At 69.3% G+C, this 17,982-nt stretch carries 17 protein-coding genes and 1 riboswitch; of the genes, 11 read left to right on the plus strand and 6 right to left on the minus strand.

All coding sequences use genetic code 11. The features are described from left to right. Positions 1-23: 23 nt before the first annotated feature. Complete coding sequence (locus tag PJB24_RS03865; RefSeq protein WP_273842889.1) at positions 24-554, plus strand: CAP domain-containing protein; 531 nt, start codon at positions 24-26, stop codon at positions 552-554. Between the two features lie 32 nt (positions 555-586). On the opposite strand, the gene PJB24_RS03870 is transcribed toward PJB24_RS03865, so the two are convergent. After that, positions 587-1,633 carry a HoxN/HupN/NixA family nickel/cobalt transporter gene (locus PJB24_RS03870; protein WP_273842890.1) on the minus strand — a complete coding sequence of 349 codons (1,047 nt, stop codon included), beginning with the start codon at positions 1,631-1,633 and terminating at the stop codon, positions 587-589. After that, entirely contained in the window at positions 1,630-2,058 is a 429-nt protein-coding gene (locus PJB24_RS03875; RefSeq protein WP_273842892.1) for a Fur family transcriptional regulator, read from the minus strand. The genes PJB24_RS03870 and PJB24_RS03875 overlap by 4 nt, the downstream gene beginning before the upstream one ends. A 105-nt stretch (positions 2,059-2,163) precedes the next feature. On the opposite strand from PJB24_RS03875, the gene aat reads away from it, so the two are divergent. Together aat and PJB24_RS03885 are read left to right on the plus strand one after the other, a co-directional pair. Then, on the plus strand, positions 2,164-2,736 hold the full coding sequence (aat, locus tag PJB24_RS03880) for a leucyl/phenylalanyl-tRNA--protein transferase (RefSeq protein ID WP_273842894.1): 573 nt from the start codon (positions 2,164-2,166) through the stop codon (positions 2,734-2,736). Between the two features lie 23 nt (positions 2,737-2,759). Beyond that, complete coding sequence (locus tag PJB24_RS03885; protein WP_273842896.1) at positions 2,760-3,641, plus strand: PAC2 family protein; 882 nt, start codon at positions 2,760-2,762, stop codon at positions 3,639-3,641. On the opposite strand, the gene larE is transcribed toward PJB24_RS03885, so the two are convergent. From larE to PJB24_RS03900, 3 genes are read right to left on the minus strand one after another with little or no spacing between them, the layout of a single operon-like run. Further along, entirely contained in the window at positions 3,638-4,495 is an 858-nt protein-coding gene (gene larE, locus PJB24_RS03890; RefSeq protein WP_273842898.1) for an ATP-dependent sacrificial sulfur transferase LarE, read from the minus strand. The genes PJB24_RS03885 and larE overlap by 4 nt on opposite strands. A gap of 29 nt (positions 4,496-4,524) precedes the next feature. Then, positions 4,525-5,094: a peroxiredoxin gene (locus PJB24_RS03895; RefSeq protein WP_273842900.1), complete on the minus strand. Its 570-nt coding sequence runs from the start codon at positions 5,092-5,094 to the stop codon at positions 4,525-4,527. Continuing rightward, positions 5,095-6,336: a beta-ketoacyl-[acyl-carrier-protein] synthase family protein gene (locus PJB24_RS03900; protein WP_273842903.1), complete on the minus strand. Its 1,242-nt coding sequence runs from the start codon at positions 6,334-6,336 to the stop codon at positions 5,095-5,097. It abuts the gene before it with no gap. An 83-nt stretch (positions 6,337-6,419) separates the two neighbouring features. Between PJB24_RS03900 and PJB24_RS03905 the strand changes: the two genes are divergently transcribed. The 3 genes from PJB24_RS03905 to PJB24_RS03915 are packed head-to-tail and all read left to right on the plus strand — an operon-like array spanning position 6,420 to position 8,946. Further along, positions 6,420-6,659, plus strand: a complete 240-nt coding sequence (locus PJB24_RS03905; RefSeq protein ID WP_273842905.1) for a hypothetical protein — start codon at positions 6,420-6,422, stop codon at positions 6,657-6,659. Positions 6,660-6,703: 44 nt separating this feature from the next. Continuing rightward, on the plus strand, positions 6,704-7,972 hold the full coding sequence (serS, locus tag PJB24_RS03910) for a serine--tRNA ligase (RefSeq protein ID WP_273842907.1): 1,269 nt from the start codon (positions 6,704-6,706) through the stop codon (positions 7,970-7,972). 14 nt (positions 7,973-7,986) lie between these two features. Continuing rightward, entirely contained in the window at positions 7,987-8,946 is a 960-nt protein-coding gene (locus PJB24_RS03915; protein WP_273842909.1) for a GGDEF domain-containing protein, read from the plus strand. Between the two features lie 2 nt (positions 8,947-8,948). On the opposite strand, the gene PJB24_RS03920 is transcribed toward PJB24_RS03915, so the two are convergent. Then, entirely contained in the window at positions 8,949-11,657 is a 2,709-nt protein-coding gene (locus tag PJB24_RS03920; protein WP_273842911.1) for a UxaA family hydrolase, read from the minus strand. A 123-nt stretch (positions 11,658-11,780) separates the two neighbouring features. On the opposite strand from PJB24_RS03920, the gene proS reads away from it, so the two are divergent. The 5 genes from proS to PJB24_RS03945 all read left to right on the plus strand — a co-directional run bounded on the left by proS (position 11,781) and on the right by PJB24_RS03945 (position 17,975). Beyond that, entirely contained in the window at positions 11,781-13,211 is a 1,431-nt protein-coding gene (gene proS / locus PJB24_RS03925; RefSeq protein WP_273842914.1) for a proline--tRNA ligase, read from the plus strand. Between the two features lie 101 nt (positions 13,212-13,312). Next, positions 13,313-14,260, plus strand: coding sequence for a hypothetical protein (locus PJB24_RS03930; protein WP_273842915.1), 948 nt, complete (start codon positions 13,313-13,315; stop codon positions 14,258-14,260). Between the two features lie 51 nt (positions 14,261-14,311). Continuing rightward, positions 14,312-14,440: riboswitch (SAM riboswitch) on the plus strand. A 112-nt stretch (positions 14,441-14,552) separates the two neighbouring features. After that, positions 14,553-15,683: a homoserine O-acetyltransferase MetX gene (gene metX, locus PJB24_RS03935; RefSeq protein ID WP_273842916.1), complete on the plus strand. Its 1,131-nt coding sequence runs from the start codon at positions 14,553-14,555 to the stop codon at positions 15,681-15,683. A 31-nt stretch (positions 15,684-15,714) separates the two neighbouring features. Next, positions 15,715-16,899, plus strand: coding sequence for an aspartate kinase (locus tag PJB24_RS03940; protein WP_273842919.1), 1,185 nt, complete (start codon positions 15,715-15,717; stop codon positions 16,897-16,899). Further along, entirely contained in the window at positions 16,896-17,975 is a 1,080-nt protein-coding gene (locus PJB24_RS03945; protein ID WP_273842922.1) for a hypothetical protein, read from the plus strand. The genes PJB24_RS03940 and PJB24_RS03945 overlap by 4 nt, the downstream gene beginning before the upstream one ends. Positions 17,976-17,982 lie beyond the last annotated feature (7 nt).

The raw sequence follows: 17,982 nt of genomic DNA on the forward strand, positions 1-17,982 counted from the left end.
GGTCCCGCGATCAGGGAGGGAACATGAGAAGCAGGTTGGCGACGTACGTACTGCTGGCGGTGCTCGTGCTGGTCTTCTCGACACCGGTGGTAGCGCCCGCGGCGGGTGCGCAGGCCTCTCCGCAGCGTCCGGGGGCGTACATCAAGGGTTGCGGCAAACTCAGGATCTACCTGACCGCCAGGGAGAAGACCATCTACTACGCACAAAACCAGGTCAGGGAATCCCACGGGCTCAAACCTCTGTGCCTGAACAACAAGCTGGTCAAGGCAGCCTACCAGCACGCGACGAAGATGACGCGCTACGACCGCCTCTGGCACGGCAACGTCGGCAGGCGCCTGCACGAGTTCGGTTACGACTGGAAGATCTACGGCGAGAACATAGGCGTAAAACACTTCGACCCCGATGACATGTTCCACGCCTGGATGCGCTCGAAGCGGGATCGAGGCAACATCCTGAACCCTAAGTTCACCCAGGTTGGTGTTGGGGTGCAGTACGGCGTCTACAAGGGCGTCAGGCAGCCGGTCTACTGCGTGGACTTCGCAACGCCCAGATAAACGCCCGGACGGGAAGCCAACCCGGGCGTGAGCTACTCCCCCAAACGCCGGGTGGAGGTTCCCCAGCGCTCCTCTATCCGGCCCAGCCTCCAGACCAGGTAGGAGACCGCCCAGGCGCCGAGGAAGACCACGACGACCGCATACCCCAGATAGCCGAAGTCCAGCCGCTGTACCTCCCCCAGGAACCCACCGAGCTCCACCCGTGAAGTCGCGACCTGGAAGAGCTCCACGGTGCCGATGAGGAGCGCCACCGCAACCGAGAGCCCGGTGACGGTGAGGTTGTAGTAGACCTTGCGCACCGGGTTGGTGAAGGCCCACCCGTAGGCCTGGGCCATGAAGGCCCCGTCGGCTGTGTCCATCAGACACATCCCGGAGGCGAACAGAACCGGCAGCGTGAGCACCACCCAAACGGACATCCCCTGCGTCGCGACCCCGGCCGAGAGCGCGAGCAGAGCTATCTCGGAGGCGGTGTCGAACCCGAGCCCGAAGAGCAGCCCGATGGGGTACATCTGGTAGCTGCTCCGGATGGAATCGAAGAGCCTGCCGAAGAAGCGGCCGGCGAGCCCCCTCCCGGCGAGCAGGCCCTCCAGTTCTTCCCGGTCGTACGTCCCCCGCCGCATCCCGCGGAAGACTTTCCAGATCCCGACGAGCACGACGAGGTTCAAAACCCCGATCATGTACAGAAACCCACCCGAGACCACGGTCCCTATCACCCCGCCGACGGCCCTGAGAGCCGGCAGGTCCCTCTGCGCCTGACGCGTAGCGAGCGCGAGCCCGAGCGCCATGGCCGCGACCACGGTAGAGTGCCCTAAAGAGAAGAAGAACCCCACCCCGACCTGCTTCCTGCCTTCCTGCAGGAACTTCCTGGTGGTGTTGTCTATGGCGGCGATGTGGTCGGCGTCGAAGGCGTGCCTGAGGCCGAGCGTGTACGCGAGCACGCCGAGCCCGAGCATCTTCGGGTGCTGCGGAGCGACGACGAGAAACAAAAGCCCCCACCCCACGAGGTGCAAAAGCCCGGCCACCCCGAACACCCCTCCGAGCCGCAGCCGCACATCCCTGCCCCAGGAGACGCTCCTCACCCGGCTTCCTCCCCCGAGCATCGTGAGCACACCCCGACCGCGACCAGGTGCACCTCCTCAACCTCGAATCCTCCCGAGACCCCGCCGAGGACCTCCACCAGCCGCCTCTCGGCCTCCCTCTCCGGGTGGAAGACCCCCCTGCACTCCCTGCACACCAGATGCGGGTGCCTCTCCCCCCGGGCCTCGAAGAGACGGGGGCCCTCCGGCGGACGGCTCTCCACCACGAGCCCGGCATCACACAGCGCATCGAGCGAGCGGTAGACCGTAGAGAGCTCGAGCCCCGGCAACGTCCCGGACACCTCCCTCCATACCTCCTCAGCCGTGAGGTGCCGGCCGGAGCCGGCCAGAACCTCCCAGATCCTGACCCGCTGCGGCGTGACCCTCAAACCCCGCTCGCGCAGCGTCTCGTCTATGTTCCCGGCCATTGTGTGCAAATTATTTGCAGAAGCCTGGTCCTGGCGCAAGAGTCTCTGGCCGGGGAGGATTTAGAATTTTCATGGGGATAACGGGCGCGAGAGATCGGAGGCGGATTGCGTCTGAGTCCGGAGCTGCTGGAGCTGGCCTACCGGCAGGGGGCCTTCCCGATGGCGGACGAGTCCGGGAAGGTGCGCTTCTACCGCTGCGACCCGCGGGCGGTGCTGGAGTTCGGGGATCTGCACGTCTCGAAGTCGCTCGCGCGCGTGCTGCGCAAAGGGGTGTACGAGGTACGGGTGGACGAGGATTTCGAGGCGGTGATCCGGGGCTGCGCCGACCGGCCCGAGACCTGGATCGGCGAGGAGATCATCGAGGGCTTCCTGGGGCTCTACGAGCGGGGTCTGGCGCACAGCGTCGAGGCCTACCGGGAGGGCGAGCTCGTCGGGGGGCTCTACGGGGTCGCGCTCGGGGGGGCGTTCATGGGTGAGTCGATGTTCAGCCGGATGCCGGACGCCTCGAAGGTCTGCCTGGTGCATCTGGTGGAGCGTCTCGAGGAGCGCGGGTACGTGCTGCTCGACTGCCAGATCCAGAACGACCACCTCGCCCGCATGGGTGCCACCGAGATCCCGGAGGCCGAGTACATGAGGCGGCTCGAAGAAGCGCTCGGGCTCCGGAGGAGCTTCGTGTGAGGCCGGCGTGGTAAGCTAGCCCCATGGACGAGAGATATCTCAAGCTGGACCGGAGACCGGATCTGGAACGCCCCGTACTCGTGTGCGCCTTCACCGGATGGAACGACGCGGCCGAGGCGGCGAGCGTCGCGGTCGCCACGCTCGGCAGTTCGTGGGGGGCGGAGCGCATCGGCCGCTTCGAGAGCGAGGAGTTCTTCGACTTCCAGGCCACCCGGCCGCAGATAAAGCTCATCGACGGCATAACGCGCGAGATAGAGTGGCCGGAGAACGTCCTGTGGGCCACGTCCCGCAGCGTCGAGGCCGCCGGCGGGCGCGGGGCGGTATTCCTTTCCGGTCCCGAGCCGAACCTGCGCTGGCGGACATTCTCGCGTACGGTGGTGGAGCTCGCGCGAGAGCTCGGCGTCGAGATGGTCGTCACCCTCGGCGCGCTGCTCGCCGACGTTCCGCACTCGCGCCCGATCGCGGTGAACGCCAACTCCCAGGATCCCGCGCTGATAGAAGGGCTCGGCCTCAGCCCCTCACAATACGAGGGCCCCACGGGGATAACCGGCGTACTGCACCGGATGTGCGCCGACGCCGGGCTGCCCTCGGTGAGCTTCTGGGCCTCCGTGCCGCACTACCTGCCCGCGGTCCCCTCCGCCCCGGCGGCGCTCGCCCTCCTGGAGAGCTTCTCCGAGCTGCTCGGGGTCGAGGTGGAGGTCGGCGGCCTGCGCAAATCCGCCGAGGAGTACCAGGAGCAGGTCTCCGCCGCCGTCGCGCGCGACCCGGACCTCACCTCCTACGTCAGGATGCTCGAGGAGCGCTACGACGCGCAGGGGCCCGGGGAGCCGAACATACCCTCGGGAGACGATCTCGCCCGGGAGCTCGAGGACTTCCTGCGCAACCAGCGCAGGGAGGACGGCTAGGAGAGAACGGGCAGGCTCCTCTTCTTTCTCTTCAGCCCTTCGTTGAGGCTGCCGGAGCGGTACCCGGAGAGGTCGAGCGCGACGTAGAGGAAGCCGGCCTCCTTGAGCTCCGCGGAGATCTCCTCGCGCATCGCGAAGGCCCGCTCCATCTCCTCCTCGCCGACCTCGAGGCGGGCGATCTCGCCGTGGTGGCGCACCCTCACCTGCCGGAAGCCCTCCCGGCGCAGGAACTCCTCCGCCCGGGCCACCTGGGCGAGCTTCTCGGGGGTTATCTCCTGCCCGTACGGGAAGCGGCTCGAGAGGCAGGCGAGCGCGGGCTTGTCCCAGGTGGGGAGCCCGAGGTGACGCGCGAGCGCCCTCACCTCCTCCTTGCCCATCCCGGCCGCGGAGAGCGGGGAGAGGACCCCGAGCTCGCGTGCGGCCTTCCTTCCGGGCCGCCAGTCGCCCTCGTCGTCGGCGTTCGCGCCGTCCACGATGCAGCTGTAGCCGCGTTCCTCGGCGATCTTCTTCAGGTCGGTGTAGAGCGTGCTCTTGCAGAAGTAGCAGCGGTTGGTCGGGTTGCTCGCGTAGTTGGGGTCGTCGAGCTCGCGGGTGTCTATGATCACGTGCTCGACCCCGAGCGAGGCTACGAACCGCCTGGCCTCCTCGAGCTCCGAGGGCAGGTAGGTCTCGTTGTCCGAGGTGACCGCGAGCACCCGCTCCTTCGGGAGGGCCCGCGCGGCGACCGCGAGCGCGAGCGAGGAGTCCACCCCGCCGGAGAACGCGACGAGCGCGCTCCCGTGGGGACGGACGATCCCTTCGAGCTGCTGCAGCCTGCGCTCGAGCTCCTCGGGGGAGAAGTCGTGGTCCGGCACCTGGCACCCTCCTTCCGTCCGGCCTACGGTCACTGTTTTACCGCATCTCTCGAGAGCCAGCGCACGACCTCCTGCGCGTGGGCGTCCGGCGGGAAGACCGGGTAGAAGACGTGCCCGACCGCGCCGTCGCGCACCACGAGGGTGAGGCGCTTTACGAGGACCATCCCCTCCACCTCGAAGGTCGGGAGCCCGAGCGCGCGGCAGAAGCCCAGCCCCTCGTCGCTCAAAAGCTCGTACGGCAGGGTGAGCCTCTCCTTCGCCTCCCGCTGGTAGTCGGTGTCCTGGGTGCTCAGGCCGAAGACGCGGGCCCCGAGGGCCAGGATCTCATCGTGGTGGTCGCGGAAACCGCAGGACTCCGGGGTACAGCCGCGGGCGCCCGGGATACTGTCCCACCCCTCGGGCAGCGGCACGCCGGGGCGTCCGGTCATCGGGTAGCAGTAGACGACGGTCGTTCCCGGGAGCGAGGAGAGATCGACCCTCTCCCCGGAGGTGGCCGGAAGGGCGAGGGACGGCATCCGAGCGCCGGGGAGGTGGTCGCAGGCGCCGTCGTCTTCGGGGACGGGCAGGTCTTCCGGCAGATGTTCGTAGCCGCCCGCCACCTACACCCTCTCCAGCACGACCGCCGCGTTGTGTCCGCCGACGCCGAGGTTGGCGCAGAGGGCGACCTCGAGGTCGGGGGCCTCTCGCGGCTCGTCCACGACGTAGTCGAGCTTCGCGCAGTCGGGGGCGAGCTCTTCGAGGTTGCGCATCGGCGGGACCGTCCTCTCCTTGAGCGCGAGCGCGCACACCGAGGCCTCTATCGCGCCGGTCGCCCCCATCGCGTGCCCCAGCGTCGACTTCGTCGCCGAGACCATGGCGTTCGGGTTGATCTGGTACATCGCGCGCGACTCGGGGCCGTCGCCGGCCGGGGTGCCCGCACCGTGGGGGTTGATGTACCCGACGCGCCCGCCCTCGACCCCGGCCCGTTCCAGCGCGAGCTGCATCGCCCGCAGGATCCCGCGCCCCTCCCTGTCCGGGTCGACGGTGCTGTAGGCGTCCGTGGTGCGCCCGACCCCCGTTATCTTGGCGTAGGGGTCGGCGCCGCGGCACGCGGCGGATTCCTCGCTCTCCAGGACGAAGACCGCCGCGCCCTCCCCGAGCACGAACCCCCGGTGGTCGCGGTCGTAGGGCCGGCAGGCCCCCTCGGGGTCGTCGTTGAGGTCGCTCATCGCCCGCATCGAGATGAACCCCGCCAGGAAGACCGGCGTTATCACGGCCTCGGTGCCGCCGCAGAGCACCATGTCCGCGTCCCCGCGTCGGATCAGGTCGAACCCGAAGCCCAGGGCATCGGTGCCGCAGGCGCAGGCGAGCGCAGGGGAGGCGGAGGGTCCCTGCACGCCATACTGGATCGCGACGTGCGCCGCCGCGGCGTTCGGCATGATCTTGGTGACCGCGAACGGGTTGACCCGGGTGGGACCCTTGGTGTCCATCGTGCGCTGGGTCTCCTCCATGCTCGCCACCCCGCCGATGCCGCTGCCGAGGACCAGCCCGACCCGCTCGGGGTTGCTCTCGAGCTCCCCCCAGGCCCCGGCGTCGTCCAGCGCGAGCTTCGAGGCCGCGAGTCCGAAGTGGGTGAAGCGGTCGGTCCTCTGCACCGCCTTGCGGTCCATGAAGTCCCTCGGGTCGAATGAGCGGCACTCGGCGGCGATCCTCACGGCGAAATCCGAGGCGTCGAAGAGCGTGATCGGACCGACCCCGCTCTCCCCCGCGAGCAGGGCCTTCCAGAAGTCCTCGCGCCCCACGCCGAGTGGGCTCACGACGCCTATCCCCGTTATGTACGCCGCCGGACGACCGTTGTGCATAAAACCTCCAGAGAGCGCCAAACCCAGCCGTCAATCTTAGCATCCCGCAGCCGGGCTTACCCCGCCGCTACAATGTATCCACGATGGAAGGCGAGCACGGAACCGTGGACGATTTCGCGAGGAGATACCCGGGGATGTGGCTCGCGGTGGTGCTCGACGGCCCGGGGAGCCGTTCGGGGACCCTCATACTGGCCACGCCCTCCCGCGAAGAGGCGGGCCGGGCGGTGATGCGCTACGCCGCCGAGAGGCGCCCCGTCTACTTCGGACGGGCGCCGGAGAGGGAGGGCGGCCCTGGCGGCGCCACCGGCCCGCGGCTAGGATAGGGTCACGGTAGAAGTGGCTGCAATCCGCTCGGAGGGAGCTTTCGATGTTGGATCTCAGATACATCCGCGAGAACGCAGCGGCGGTGAAGGAGAACTGCAGGAACCGGGGCGTCGAGGCAGACGTGAACCTCGTCGTCGAGCTCGCCGGGCGGCGCTCGAAGCTCATAACCGATCTGAACGAGTTGAGACAGAACCAGAACCAGCTCGCCAAGCGCATCGGCAGGGAGAGAGACCCCGCAGCCCGGGAGAGGCTCATAGAGGAGTCGCGCGCCCTGAAGGACGAGATCCCGAGGAGGGAGCAGGAGCTGGCGGAGGTCGAGGAGAGGCTGCGCGAGGAGCAGCTCAAGATCCCGAACATGACCCACCCCGACGCCCCCATCGGGAAGGACGACACCGAGAACGTCGAGATCAGCCGCTGGGGCGAACCGAAGGAGTTCGACTTCGAGCCGAAGGACCACGTCGAGATCGGGGAGTCTTTGGGGATCATCGACTTCGATTCCGGGGCGAAGACGACCGGCAGCAAGTTCTACTTCCTGCGCGGCGAGGCGGTCCTGCTCGAGCTCGCGCTCGTGCGCTACGCGCTGGATGTGCTCGTGGCGCGCGGCTTCGAGCCCGCCATAACCCCGGATCTGGCCCGCGACGAGGCGCTCGTCGGGACCGGGTTTATCCCGCGCGGGCCGGAGACCCAGATCTACTCGGTCGAGGACACCGACCTCTCGCTCATCGCGACCGCCGAGATAACCCTCGCCGCCCAGCTTCAGGACGAGATCGTCGAGGAGGAGGATCTCCCGCTGCGCTTCGCCGGGCTCTCGCACTGCTTCCGCACCGAGGCCGGCTCCCACGGCCGGGCGAGCCGGGGCCTCTATCGGGTGCACCAGTTCACCAAGGTCGAGATGTTCGCGTTCACCACGCCCGAGGGCTCGGAGGAGATGCACCGCGAGATGCTCGCAACGGAGGAGGAGATCTTCCGCAACCTCGAGATCCCCTACCGGGTGGTGGACATCTGCACCGGGGATCTCGGCGGGGCCGCCTACCGGAAGTACGACGTCGAGGCCTGGATGCCGGGCCGGGGCGACTACGGCGAGGTCACCAGCACCTCGAACACCACCGACTACCAGGCACGCCGGCTGCGGATCCGCTACCGCCCAGAGGGGGGGTCCCCCAGGCTCCTGCACACCCTGAACGGCACCGCGATAGCGGTCAGCCGCGCCCTGATCGCGCTGCTCGAGAACCACCAGCAGCCGGACGGCTCGGTGGTGCTCCCGGAGAAGCTCGTCCCCTACACAGGCTTCGAACGCATAGGGATGAAGTAGCGCGGGGGCATCCGATGCCGGAGCGGGACCCGGCGGGCGCGCTGATCCGACGCTCCCGCACCTGGTCGCAGGCAGCCGACGAGGGAGAGCTCTTCCGGGCCGCCTCTAGCATGCTCCGGGAGGTCTTCGGCGTGGATACCGGCTACTTCGTCTACCGCCGGGGATCGATCCTGGGCGAACCGGCGGGCCCTCTGCAGGTGTACGAGCCGTGGGGGGTGCTCTCGGGGAGGCGCGAGGAGATCGCACGCCGGGTGGTCCGGCAGGATGAAACCCCGGGGGCACTCTCCGGTCTGAGCGAGCGCTGGATGGACCTCTCCGAGGTCCCGCCGGAGGTACGCTCCGACTGGAAGCGCTGGGGCGTGGAGCAGGGAGGTTCCTGGGCGCTCACCTTCCGCGGGGAGCGCGTGGGCGCGATGGTGCTGCGCCGCGCCCGGCGCGCACAGGACGACGACAGGGATCTGGTATCCCTGTGCGCGGTGCAGACCTCGCTGGTTCTGGAACTCATCTCCGCCCGCCGGGCCGCGGAGGAGGCGAGCGAGCGGGACTTCCTGACCGGGCTGTGGAACCGGCGGGGTTTTCTGGAACGGATCGCCGGAGCCACCTCCGGCGGGCACCCTGCCCTGTTCATCGGGGTCGTCGACCTGGACAACCTCAAGGAGACCAACGACGAGCTCGGCCACCCGGAGGGAGACCGCCTGTTGCGGAAGACGGCTCGCCTGCTGCGCGAGCACCTCGGCGGCAGCGGGATCGCCTGCCGGTGGGGTGGGGACGAGTTCGTGATCCTGCAGAGCGCGGCCGCACCGTGCAGCCCGCACCACGCGGCGCGTCGGCTGGAGGAACATCTCGCCGCCGGCGGGGTGACGGCCAGCGCCGGGATCGCAGTCTGGGGCGAGGACGGAACGAGCTGGGAGGAGTGTTACGCCGCCGCCGACCGCAGGCTCTACGCGCGCAAGATGGCCCGGCAGCCCGGCTGACCCTACAGAGAGACGCCGAGGAGACCCCGCGTGAGCTGGAAGGCGACATTCCCCCTCCCGAAGAGCTTCGGCAGGTAGCGGCGGGAGGCGACCAGCATGATCGCCTCCATCAGCGATTCGGTCCACCTCCCCGCCTCCCCCGCGAGCACCGCGTCGAGATCCTCCACGTACCGCTCTACCGTCCCCGGGTCGGAGGAGACCTGAACCAGCGGGACCATCCGGTGCGCCTGAAGCGGGCGGCCCGCCACGTGCGCGAGCATCACCTCAACCCCCGTCGCACCCATCCCGGTCGCGGTCTCGACCCAGTGCGTGGTCGGTGTCTCCATCACGTGCAGCCCCGGATTCTCCGCGACCTGTCCGTAGGCGAGGGTGATGCGGGGCCTCACATCCCCGAGAACCGCTCTGCGGTAGGCCCGGCTCTCGAGCAGGGCTCCGCGCCCCGGCACCACCACGGTCCCTCCCGCCCCGACCACGGCGAGCGTCACACCGGCCAGCGCGAGCGCCGCTCCCTCGGAGAGGTGCCCTGCGGCATGCAGCCCCAGACGGAGGTTCTCTAGCCCGACCTCGAAGCCCTCCATCTCCCCCATCCCCGCGAGCGCCGCCTCGAACCACTCCTCCACGCGGCGCGTCACACGCTCTATCCCGCCGTCGAGCTGGATGCTCGCCCAGCCGAACGCCTCCGGGTCGAGCCCGCGGGAGGAGAGGAGTGCCCGGAAGTAATCGTTGTGGGTCTTCTCGCAGCCGTGCTCCAGGAGCAAAGCGGCTCCGACGAGCGGATGGGCGAGGTAGCCGAGGACGGTGCGGGCGTAGATCTCCTCGGAGGAGCCGCCCGAGACGCCGCACCCCTCGGTGTGCGGCAGCGCGACGAACCGGGAGAGCTTCCCCTCGCCGAGGCCGCTTTCGTCGAGCTTCTGCGCGATGCGCAGCGCGATCTGCCCCGAGCACAGGCTGGTCGGCATGATGAGCCCGACCCTGTCCGCGGCGGGCCCGCGCCCGCCCCGCACGGCCTCGTAGGTCCATCCCCCGGAGGGCCGGGAGCCCACCACCGCGAGCGGCTCGCCGTCCGGGGTGGGCGAATCCAAAAGACGGTCGAGGTTCCCCGGGCCGGTCTGCCTCCACTCGCGCCAGATCGAGACCTGGGAGTGCCCGGCCCTCTCCCCGGCGGTCCTCTCTCCGGATGCGACGCGCAGGGTGAGATCGAAGGTCCTGCGGCCGAGCTCTTCCATCGGGGTGCCGTCCAGGTAGGCCCCGGCGTTCACGTCCATCTCGTCCTCGAGCAGCCGGTAGCGGCCCGTGGTGGTGACGAACTTGATGGTGGGTACGAACGGGAAGTTGGTGATCGATCCGTTGCCGGTGGTGAAGAAGATCATGTTCGCCCCCGAGGCGACCTGACCGGCGACGCTCTCCAGGTCGTTGCCGGGGCTGTCCATGAAGTAGAAGCCCGGTGCGTCCATCCTCTCGCCGTACTCGACGACCTCGTCGAGCCTGACCTCCGGGTCCTTCTTGCGCGCCGCCCCGATGGACTTTATGGAGATGTTGTAGAGCCCGCGGAGGTTGTTCCCGCCGGAGGGGTTGCCCTCGGCGGTGTGCCCGTGCCAGGCGGCGCGCTCTTCGAACCTCTCCACCATCGAGAGGAAGCGGCGGGCGACATCGAGGTCGCGCACCCGCGAGAGGACGTACTCCTCCGCCCCGATCAGCTCGTCGGTCTCAGCCAGGTTCGCGCTCCCGCCGTTCCGGAGCACCTCCTTCGCCACCCATCCGGCGAGCGGGTTGGCCGAGACGCCGGAGAAGGCGTCGGAGCCCCCGCACTGCAGCGCGACCCTGAGCCCCGAAAGCAGCTCCTCGGTGCGCCGGGCGCGTCCCACCTCCCCGAGCCAGCCCGCGGCGATCTTCTCCGCCCGCCGCAGCCCGGTCTCGAAGGGACAATCGAGCGTCATGAAGCGGTGCGGGACGTCGCCGAGCGGGTAGCCTTCCTGCCAGGCGTAGCGGCGCACCATCTCGCCGGTCACGGGCGACCCCGGCTCGTCCACCGCGAGCACGGCCCCGACGTTGGGGTGGACCATGAACCCCGCGAGCGTCCGGAGCAGGAGGTCGAGGTTGTTGGGCGTGCGGTCCTCGCCGCCCTCGGTGTGCGCGACGGCGACGACGCCGTCCAGGCCGGGATGCCCCTCCGCCACATCGCCCATCCTGCGCTCCAGAGCCTTCGCGAAGGAGCCGGTGCGCGAGGTTATCCCGAGGACCACGACGTAGTTGCGGGTCCCGACCCCGCGTCCGCCGCCACGCCGGTACCCGTAGAACGTGGCGCGATCCCGGTGCAGGGGCACCTGCTCCGCCGGGCGGAAGCGCTCCTCGTCGAGCCGGTAGGGCAGAAGCGGCGCGTCGGTGAAGTTGGCCTCCCGCGGGAGCCCGAAGCCCACGCGCCGCTCCTTCAGAACCCGCAGGATCTTCTCGTTGCACAGGTACCCTCCGGGCGGTATCCCGCGCACCGCCTCCCCGAACGGGAGCCCCCAGGAGAGGAGCGGCTCCCCCCTCCGGATGGCGCGCACGGCGAAGCGGTGCCCCTCGAGGACGGTGTGCCGGATCACGATCTCATCTTCGCCGCACATCACCCGCATCCCGGCCTTCAGGGTGCGCACGGCGATCGCAGCGTTGTCCCGAGGGTCCGGGAGCCGTCCGACGTCCTCGAAGCCGACCCGCTCGTACGCATCCAAGATGGCGCCCCTCCTCTCTCCCCGACGTTACCGGCTCCAGTGTAACCCGGATGCGGGGGCCGGCACCCGGAAGATATACTCTTCACCCAGCAGGGCAGGCTCGCATCGAGAGAGGAGACGCGCATGGCCGAAGTCGTCGAAAAGCTCACCAAGAAGAGCGAGGACCCCAGCCGCTGGTATCTGGACGTGATCCGGATGGCCCGGCTCGCCGACTACGGCCCGGTGCGCGGAACCTTCGCGATAAGACCCTACGGGTACGCGATCTGGGAGAGGATGCAGCGGGACCTCGACGACCGCTTCAAGGCGACCGGCCACACCAACGCCTACTTCCCGCTGTTCATCCCTGAGAGCTACCTGAAGAAGGAGGCCGAGCACGTCGAGGGATTCAACCCCGAGGTGGCCTGGGTGACCCGGGCCGGGAGCGAAGAACTCGAGGAACCCATCGCCGTCCGCCCGACCTCCGAGACGATAATCTGCGACTTCTACCGCAAATGGATCGACTCCTACCGCGACCTGCCCATCCTGATAAACCAGTGGTCCAACTTCGTGCGCTGGGAGAAGGTGACCCGGCCCTTCCTGCGCACCACGGAGGTTCTCTGGCAGGAGGGTCACACGGTGCACGCCACCGCCGAGGAGGCGCGCGAGGAGGCCCTGCGGATGCTCGGGGTCTACAGGGACTTCTACGCCGAGACCGCGGCCATCCCGGTACTCACCGGGGCGAAGAGCCCCTCGGAGCGCTTCGCCGGGGCCGTCGAGACGTTCACCTGCGAGGCGCTGATGGGCGACGGGCGGGCGCTGCAGGCCGCCACCAGCCACGACCTCGGGCAGAACTTCGCGAGGGCGTTCGACATCACCTTCCTGGACGAGAACCAGGAGCGGGTCTACCCCTACCAGACCTCGTGGGGCTTCTCTACCCGGGCGGTCGGCGCGCTCATCCTGGTCCACGGCGACGACCGGGGGCTGAAGCTCCCGCCGCGCCTGGCCCCCACCCAGGCGGTCATCGTCCCGATCTACCGGGGCAAGAGCAAGGGAGCGGTGCTCGAAGAGGCGCGGAAGCTCCTCTCGGAGCTCGAGAGCCCGGACCTCAGGGTCGAGGCCGACCTGGACGAGGAGCACTCCCCCGGCTGGAAGTTCAACGAGCACGAGGTACGGGGGGTGCCGGTGCGCATCGAGCTCGGGCCGAAGGACATCGAGAAGGATCAGGTCGTCCTGGTGCGCCGCGATACCGGCGAGAAGGAACCCGCAGGCCGCAGGGACCTGGCACGTCGGTTGCCGGAGCTCCTGGAGGAGATCCAGGAGAACATGCTGCGTCAGGCGCGCTCGTTCCTCGAGGAGAATACCCGCCACGTCGAGAGCTACGAGCAGATGAAGGAGACCATCGCCGAGAAGCGCGGCTTCGTCGTCGCCCCGTGGGACGGCACTGAAGAGACCGAGCAGCGGATAAAGGAGGAGACGAAGGCGACGATCCGCCTCCTGCCCTTCGAGCGGGAGGAGGGCAAAGACCCGGTCTCCGGCCGGCCGGGGAAGACCGCTGTCTTCGCCCGGGCCTACTAGGCCGCCACTTGACCGGGGCGCTGAGAGAGGCTAGGATTCCCGAACGCATGTTGTAAGCGGAGTTCTATTCATAGAACTTAGTACCCTTGGAGGGGGGAAAAGTGTACGATCTTCGTGGTGCCCCCGGGTCATCCGGCGCCCGGGCGAGGCTTTTTTGGATCATGGCCCTCGCGCTCGCCGTATCGCTCTCCGCAGTCGTGCTCGCGACCTCGGACCGAAAGGTCGAGGCACGCCAGCGGCCCGCGCTTCCCCCGGCGGGGAAGCCGGTGATTCCCTATCTTCTCTCCGATCCTGGAACCGTGACGGCCCTCGAGAAGAAGTTCGGTCTCGGCCAGGATGAAAAGGGCCGGCTCCTGCTCGCCGTCCGGCGCGAGAACCGCACCATCGCCGGCGCCTACGCCCGGAGCGAGCGGGTCCTGGGAGCCGGGAGGAACTCCATGGCCCGCAGCGGAGATGCCGTCGTCGTCTCCGCGTACAACCGCCGGGTGAGCCGGGCGGAGGAGCGGGCCAGAGCCGAGATCCTGGGGCTCGTCCCCGCCCGGGAGCGCCCCGCCCTGAGGAGCTGGCTCGGGAGCCGGTGGAGCCAGGCGGTGCAGCAGAACTGCGGGGGCTACACGCGGCTCACGTACAACACCAGATCCTCCCTGGGGGTCACCGACAGGGTCTACGCCACCCAGTACAACGGCTACACCAGCTTCGAGGTCGCCCTGCCGCACCAGGCGCTCAAACAGAAAGGAGGCTTCAGGGTCCGCCTGAGCTACGGCGGGCACAGCGTCTGGGTCCCGGTCAGGGAGGTCGGGCCGTGGAACACCCGCGACAACTACTGGCAGAGCAGCAGATACCGCACCATGTGGCGCAACCTCCCCCGGGGCGTGCCGGAGGCCAAAGCCGCCTACTGCCGGAACTACAACCGGGGGGAGGACGAGTTCGGCCGCACCGTCGCCAACCCCGCCGGCATAGACATAACCCCGGCCGTCGCGCACCGGCTCGGGCTCGCGACCTACGAGAACGCCAGGATCACGGTCTACTACCCCTGGGTCGGACACTAACCTCCTTGACCGCGGGGCGATGATGCTTTAGCATCTCTGCCCAAGCGCGAACCCGCATCGAGAGCGGTGGAGGGAACTGGCCCTGCGAAGCCGCGGCAACCGGCGGAGCCCCGGAGGGCTCCGTGAGGTGCCAAATCCAGCAGGCGGCGGCCCGGTGGTCTCCGGCCTGGAAGATGTGGGAAGAGCCTGAAAAGCGGCCTCTTCTGCGAGCGGGTTAGCGCGCCGGGCGGCGGGAAAGCCGCACCATGACGTGTAGACCCGACGAGGGAAGGAGGCTGTATTACTCCGCAGCATGGCACAAGATCCGGGGGCCGGGGCTAAGGAAGCCCCGGCCCGTTCGGGCAGGGCTCTCTGCCGCATAGGACCCTTCGAACCGGAGCTCGGCGGCCATCTCCCCGAGGTCGTTCTGGCCTACGAGACCTGGGGCGAGCCCAACGAGGCGAGGGACAACGCGGTTCTCATCGTCCACGCCCTCACGGGCGACTCGCACGCCGCCGGGGAGCCGGACGAGGAGTACAGGCGCGGCGGCTGGTGGCATCCCCTGATCGGGCCGGGGCGTCCGGTGGACACGGAGCGGTACTTCGTGGTCTGCTCGAACGTGCTCGGCGGATGCTCCGGGAGCACGGGGCCGGCCTCCCGCGACCCGATCTCCGGCAGGCCCTACGGGATGCGCTTCCCGCTCGTCACGATCCGGGACATGGTGCGGGCCCAGAAGCGCCTGCTCGAGGAGCTCGGCATAGAGCGTCTCGAGCTGGTCGCCGGGGGCTCCATCGGCGGGCAGCAGGCGCTCGAGTGGGCCGTGGAGTTCCCCGGGTTCGCGAGGAGGGTGATCCCGGTCGCCGCGACCGGCGCCCTCGGGCCGCAGGGGATCGGGATGAGCGAGATCGGACGCCGGGCGATCATGTCCGACCCCGACTGGCAGGGGGGCGACTACTACGGCACGGGGCGCTCGCCGGAGCGGGGGCTCGCCATAGCCCGGATGGCCGGGATGATGACCTACCAGAGCGCACAGGGGCAGTGGGAGCGCTTCGGGAGGAGGCCGGCGACGCGTCCGGCGCTCTACGAGGAGTTCGGCGGACGCTTCGAGGTGGAGAGCTACCTGCACTACCAGGGACGCGACCTGGTGAGGAGGTTCGACGCCAACTCCTACCTGTACCTGACGCGCGCGATGGACCTCTACGACGTGGCCGCGGGCTATCGGTCCGAGCAGGAGGCTCTCTCGCGCATGGAGTCGGAGTTGCTCTTCGTGGGCATCTCGAGCGACTGGCTCTTCCCGGCGGCCGAGGTGCGCGCCCTCGCGGAGAGGGCGCGGCGGGCGGGGGCGCGGGCGCACTACGTCGAGATAGAGTCCCCGAACGGCCACGACGCGTTCCTCAAGGACTGGGACGCGATGGAGGAGGTCTTCAGAGATTTTCTGGAGTAAGGAGCAGGAGAAGCGAACGGAGCGTGATCCATTGAGAGAGAAACCCCTGGTGATCAAGTTTGGGGGCACCTCGGTCGGCGGGGGCGAGCAGTTCGTCCGCGCCGCGGGGATAGCCGCCACGGAGGCTCGCAGACGCCCGGTGGCCGTCGTCGTCTCGGCCATGCGCGGCGTGACCGACGAGCTCATCGGGTACACCGGGGGGGCGGGCTCTCGAACCGCACCGGGGGTCGAGGCCCTGCTCGAAAATCTGGCCCGGCGACACCTCGAGGCGGCGCGGTGGGCGTGCTCCGGGGAGCGGCTCGCGGCGCTCGAGGACGATCTGTATCGTCTCCTGTCGGAACTGAGGGGGCTGTGCCTGGGTGGGGGTGCCGATCGCAGGGAGGCCATCGCGTCCTTCGGCGAGCGGCTCTCGGCGAGGATGATGGCTGCGGTGCTGGACGAGCTCGGCGTACCGGCCGCGGTGGCCCAGGACCCGATAGCGACCCGCGGCGGCGGCGACGGACCCGAGGTCGACCCGGAACGGACACGGCAGCGATGTAACCGCAGCGTCACGCCGCTGCTCGAGGAGGGGATGGTCGCGGTCGTCCCCGGCTACGTCGGACGCGACCCGGACGGCGGCGTGGCGACGCTCGGACGGGGAGGCTCGGACCTCTCGGCGACGGTGCTCGGCCGGGCCCTGGGCTCCGAGGAGGTCTGGATCATGACCGACGTCGACGGCGTGCTCTCGGCCGACCCGACCCTCGTGCCCGGGGCGGTGCCGATCCCCCACCTCTCCTACGAGCAGGCCGGGGCGTTCGCCCGCCTCGGGGCGAAGGTTCTGCACCCGAGGACGATGGAGCCGGCAGAGGCGGCCGGGATGGAGGTCGTGGTGCGCAACACCTTCAACCCCTCCTTCCCCGGCACGCGCATCTCCTCCGGAGAGGGAGGCGGGGCGCGCTGCGTCGGCCTCCGGCGGGGAATCGCCGTCGAGATCCCCTGCGGCGGGGGACGCAGGCGCCGGGCGGCGGCCGTCGTGTGCATCGGCGGCCGGGAGAGCGGGCTGCTCGAGCGCGGCACCCGCTGCCTGCTCGCGGCGGGGATCTCTCCCCTGCACGCCACCTTCTTCGGGCCTGGGGCGATCTTCTTCGTCGCCGAGGAGCGGGAGAGGGAGGCTCTGCGCGCGCTGCACGACGGGCTCGTCGTGAACTCCGCGGTGGTGGGCGAGGGGGTCGCATGAAGCGGCTCGAGATAGTCCAGCTCGGGCTCGGCAACGTCGGGCGGGCCGTCGCCCAGATCGTGCTCGAAGAGCGCAAGCGCTGGCGCGAGCAGATGGGGCTAGACATCCGCTACCGGGCGGTCTCGGACACCTCGGGGGCGCTCGTCGGCGAGGAGTTGCTGCCGCAGGCGATAAGGCTGAAGGAGCGGGGAGGCAGGCTCTCCGAGCTCGGCACCGAGCCGCTCGAGGACATCCTCCTCTCAGAGCCCGCCCCCGGCACGGTGAGGGCCGTCGTGGACCTGGCGGTGCACGGCGGGACCTACGACCTCGACCTGCTCGGGGTTCAGAACGGCTCATACCTCGTGCTCTCGAACAAGGGTCCGCTCTCCGGCACGACGGAGCAGTACGAGAAGCTCGTGCACATGCTCCCGGGCCGGCTCTGGCGGGAGGCGACGGTGGGGGCGGGGATGCCGATCCTCTCGACCATCGACGCCCTGCTCTCCAGCGGGGACGAGATCTTCGAGATCCAGGCCAGCCCGAGCGGCACCCTGGGGTTCATCATGAGCGCGGTGGAGGCGGGGCACTCCTTCTCGGAGGCGGTCCGCAAGGCCGTCGAGCTCCGCTACGCCGAGCCCGACCCGCGCGACGACCTCTCGGGGCTCGACGTGGCGAGGAAGGCGATAATCCTGGCCCGCGCCATCGGCCGCAGGATAGAGCCCTGGGAGGTGCCCTACCAGTCGCTCGTCCCGGAGGGCCTCGAGGACGTCCCGCTGGAGGAGTTCATGCGCAGGGTCGGCGAGGCGGACGAAGCCTTCGAGGAGCGGCTGCTCTCGGTCGAGCCGGGCCACATGCTGCGCTACCTGGCGCGCATCCCGAAGGAGGGGCCGGTGGAGGTCGGGCTGCACGACACGCCGGTCGAGAGCCCCTTCGGCCCCATCTCCGGGCCGGAGAACGTTTTCGAGTTCCGCACCCGGCGCTACTCGGATGTTACCCTCACGATATCCGGGCCCGGAGCGGGGCCGGAGCGCACCGCGAGCGGCGTCGTCTTCGACCTGCTCGACATAGCCAGAAAGCGAGCGACGGACGAGGAGATCTGAGAAGAGA

The organism is Rubrobacter calidifluminis (assembly GCF_028617075.1).
GTDB lineage: Bacteria > Actinomycetota > Rubrobacteria > Rubrobacterales > Rubrobacteraceae > Rubrobacter_E > Rubrobacter_E calidifluminis.

Bases quoted from the DNA above. Each gene is read 5' to 3' on its own strand.
- PJB24_RS03905 (WP_273842905.1), top strand. From the start codon at position 6,420: ATGGAAGGCGAGCACGGAACCGTGGACGATTTCGCGAGGAGATACCCG.
- proS (WP_273842914.1), top strand. From the start codon at position 11,781: ATGGCCGAAGTCGTCGAAAAGCTCACCAAGAAGAGCGAGGACCCCAGC.
- PJB24_RS03915 (WP_273842909.1), top strand. From the start codon at position 7,987: ATGCCGGAGCGGGACCCGGCGGGCGCGCTGATCCGACGCTCCCGCACC.
- serS (WP_273842907.1), top strand. From the start codon at position 6,704: ATGTTGGATCTCAGATACATCCGCGAGAACGCAGCGGCGGTGAAGGAG.
- PJB24_RS03900 (WP_273842903.1), bottom strand. From the start codon at position 6,336: ATGCACAACGGTCGTCCGGCGGCGTACATAACGGGGATAGGCGTCGTG.
- PJB24_RS03945 (WP_273842922.1), top strand. From the start codon at position 16,896: ATGAAGCGGCTCGAGATAGTCCAGCTCGGGCTCGGCAACGTCGGGCGG.
- PJB24_RS03865 (WP_273842889.1), top strand. From the start codon at position 24: ATGAGAAGCAGGTTGGCGACGTACGTACTGCTGGCGGTGCTCGTGCTG.
- metX (WP_273842916.1), top strand. From the start codon at position 14,553: ATGGCACAAGATCCGGGGGCCGGGGCTAAGGAAGCCCCGGCCCGTTCG.
- PJB24_RS03875 (WP_273842892.1), bottom strand. From the start codon at position 2,058: ATGGCCGGGAACATAGACGAGACGCTGCGCGAGCGGGGTTTGAGGGTC.
- PJB24_RS03885 (WP_273842896.1), top strand. From the start codon at position 2,760: ATGGACGAGAGATATCTCAAGCTGGACCGGAGACCGGATCTGGAACGC.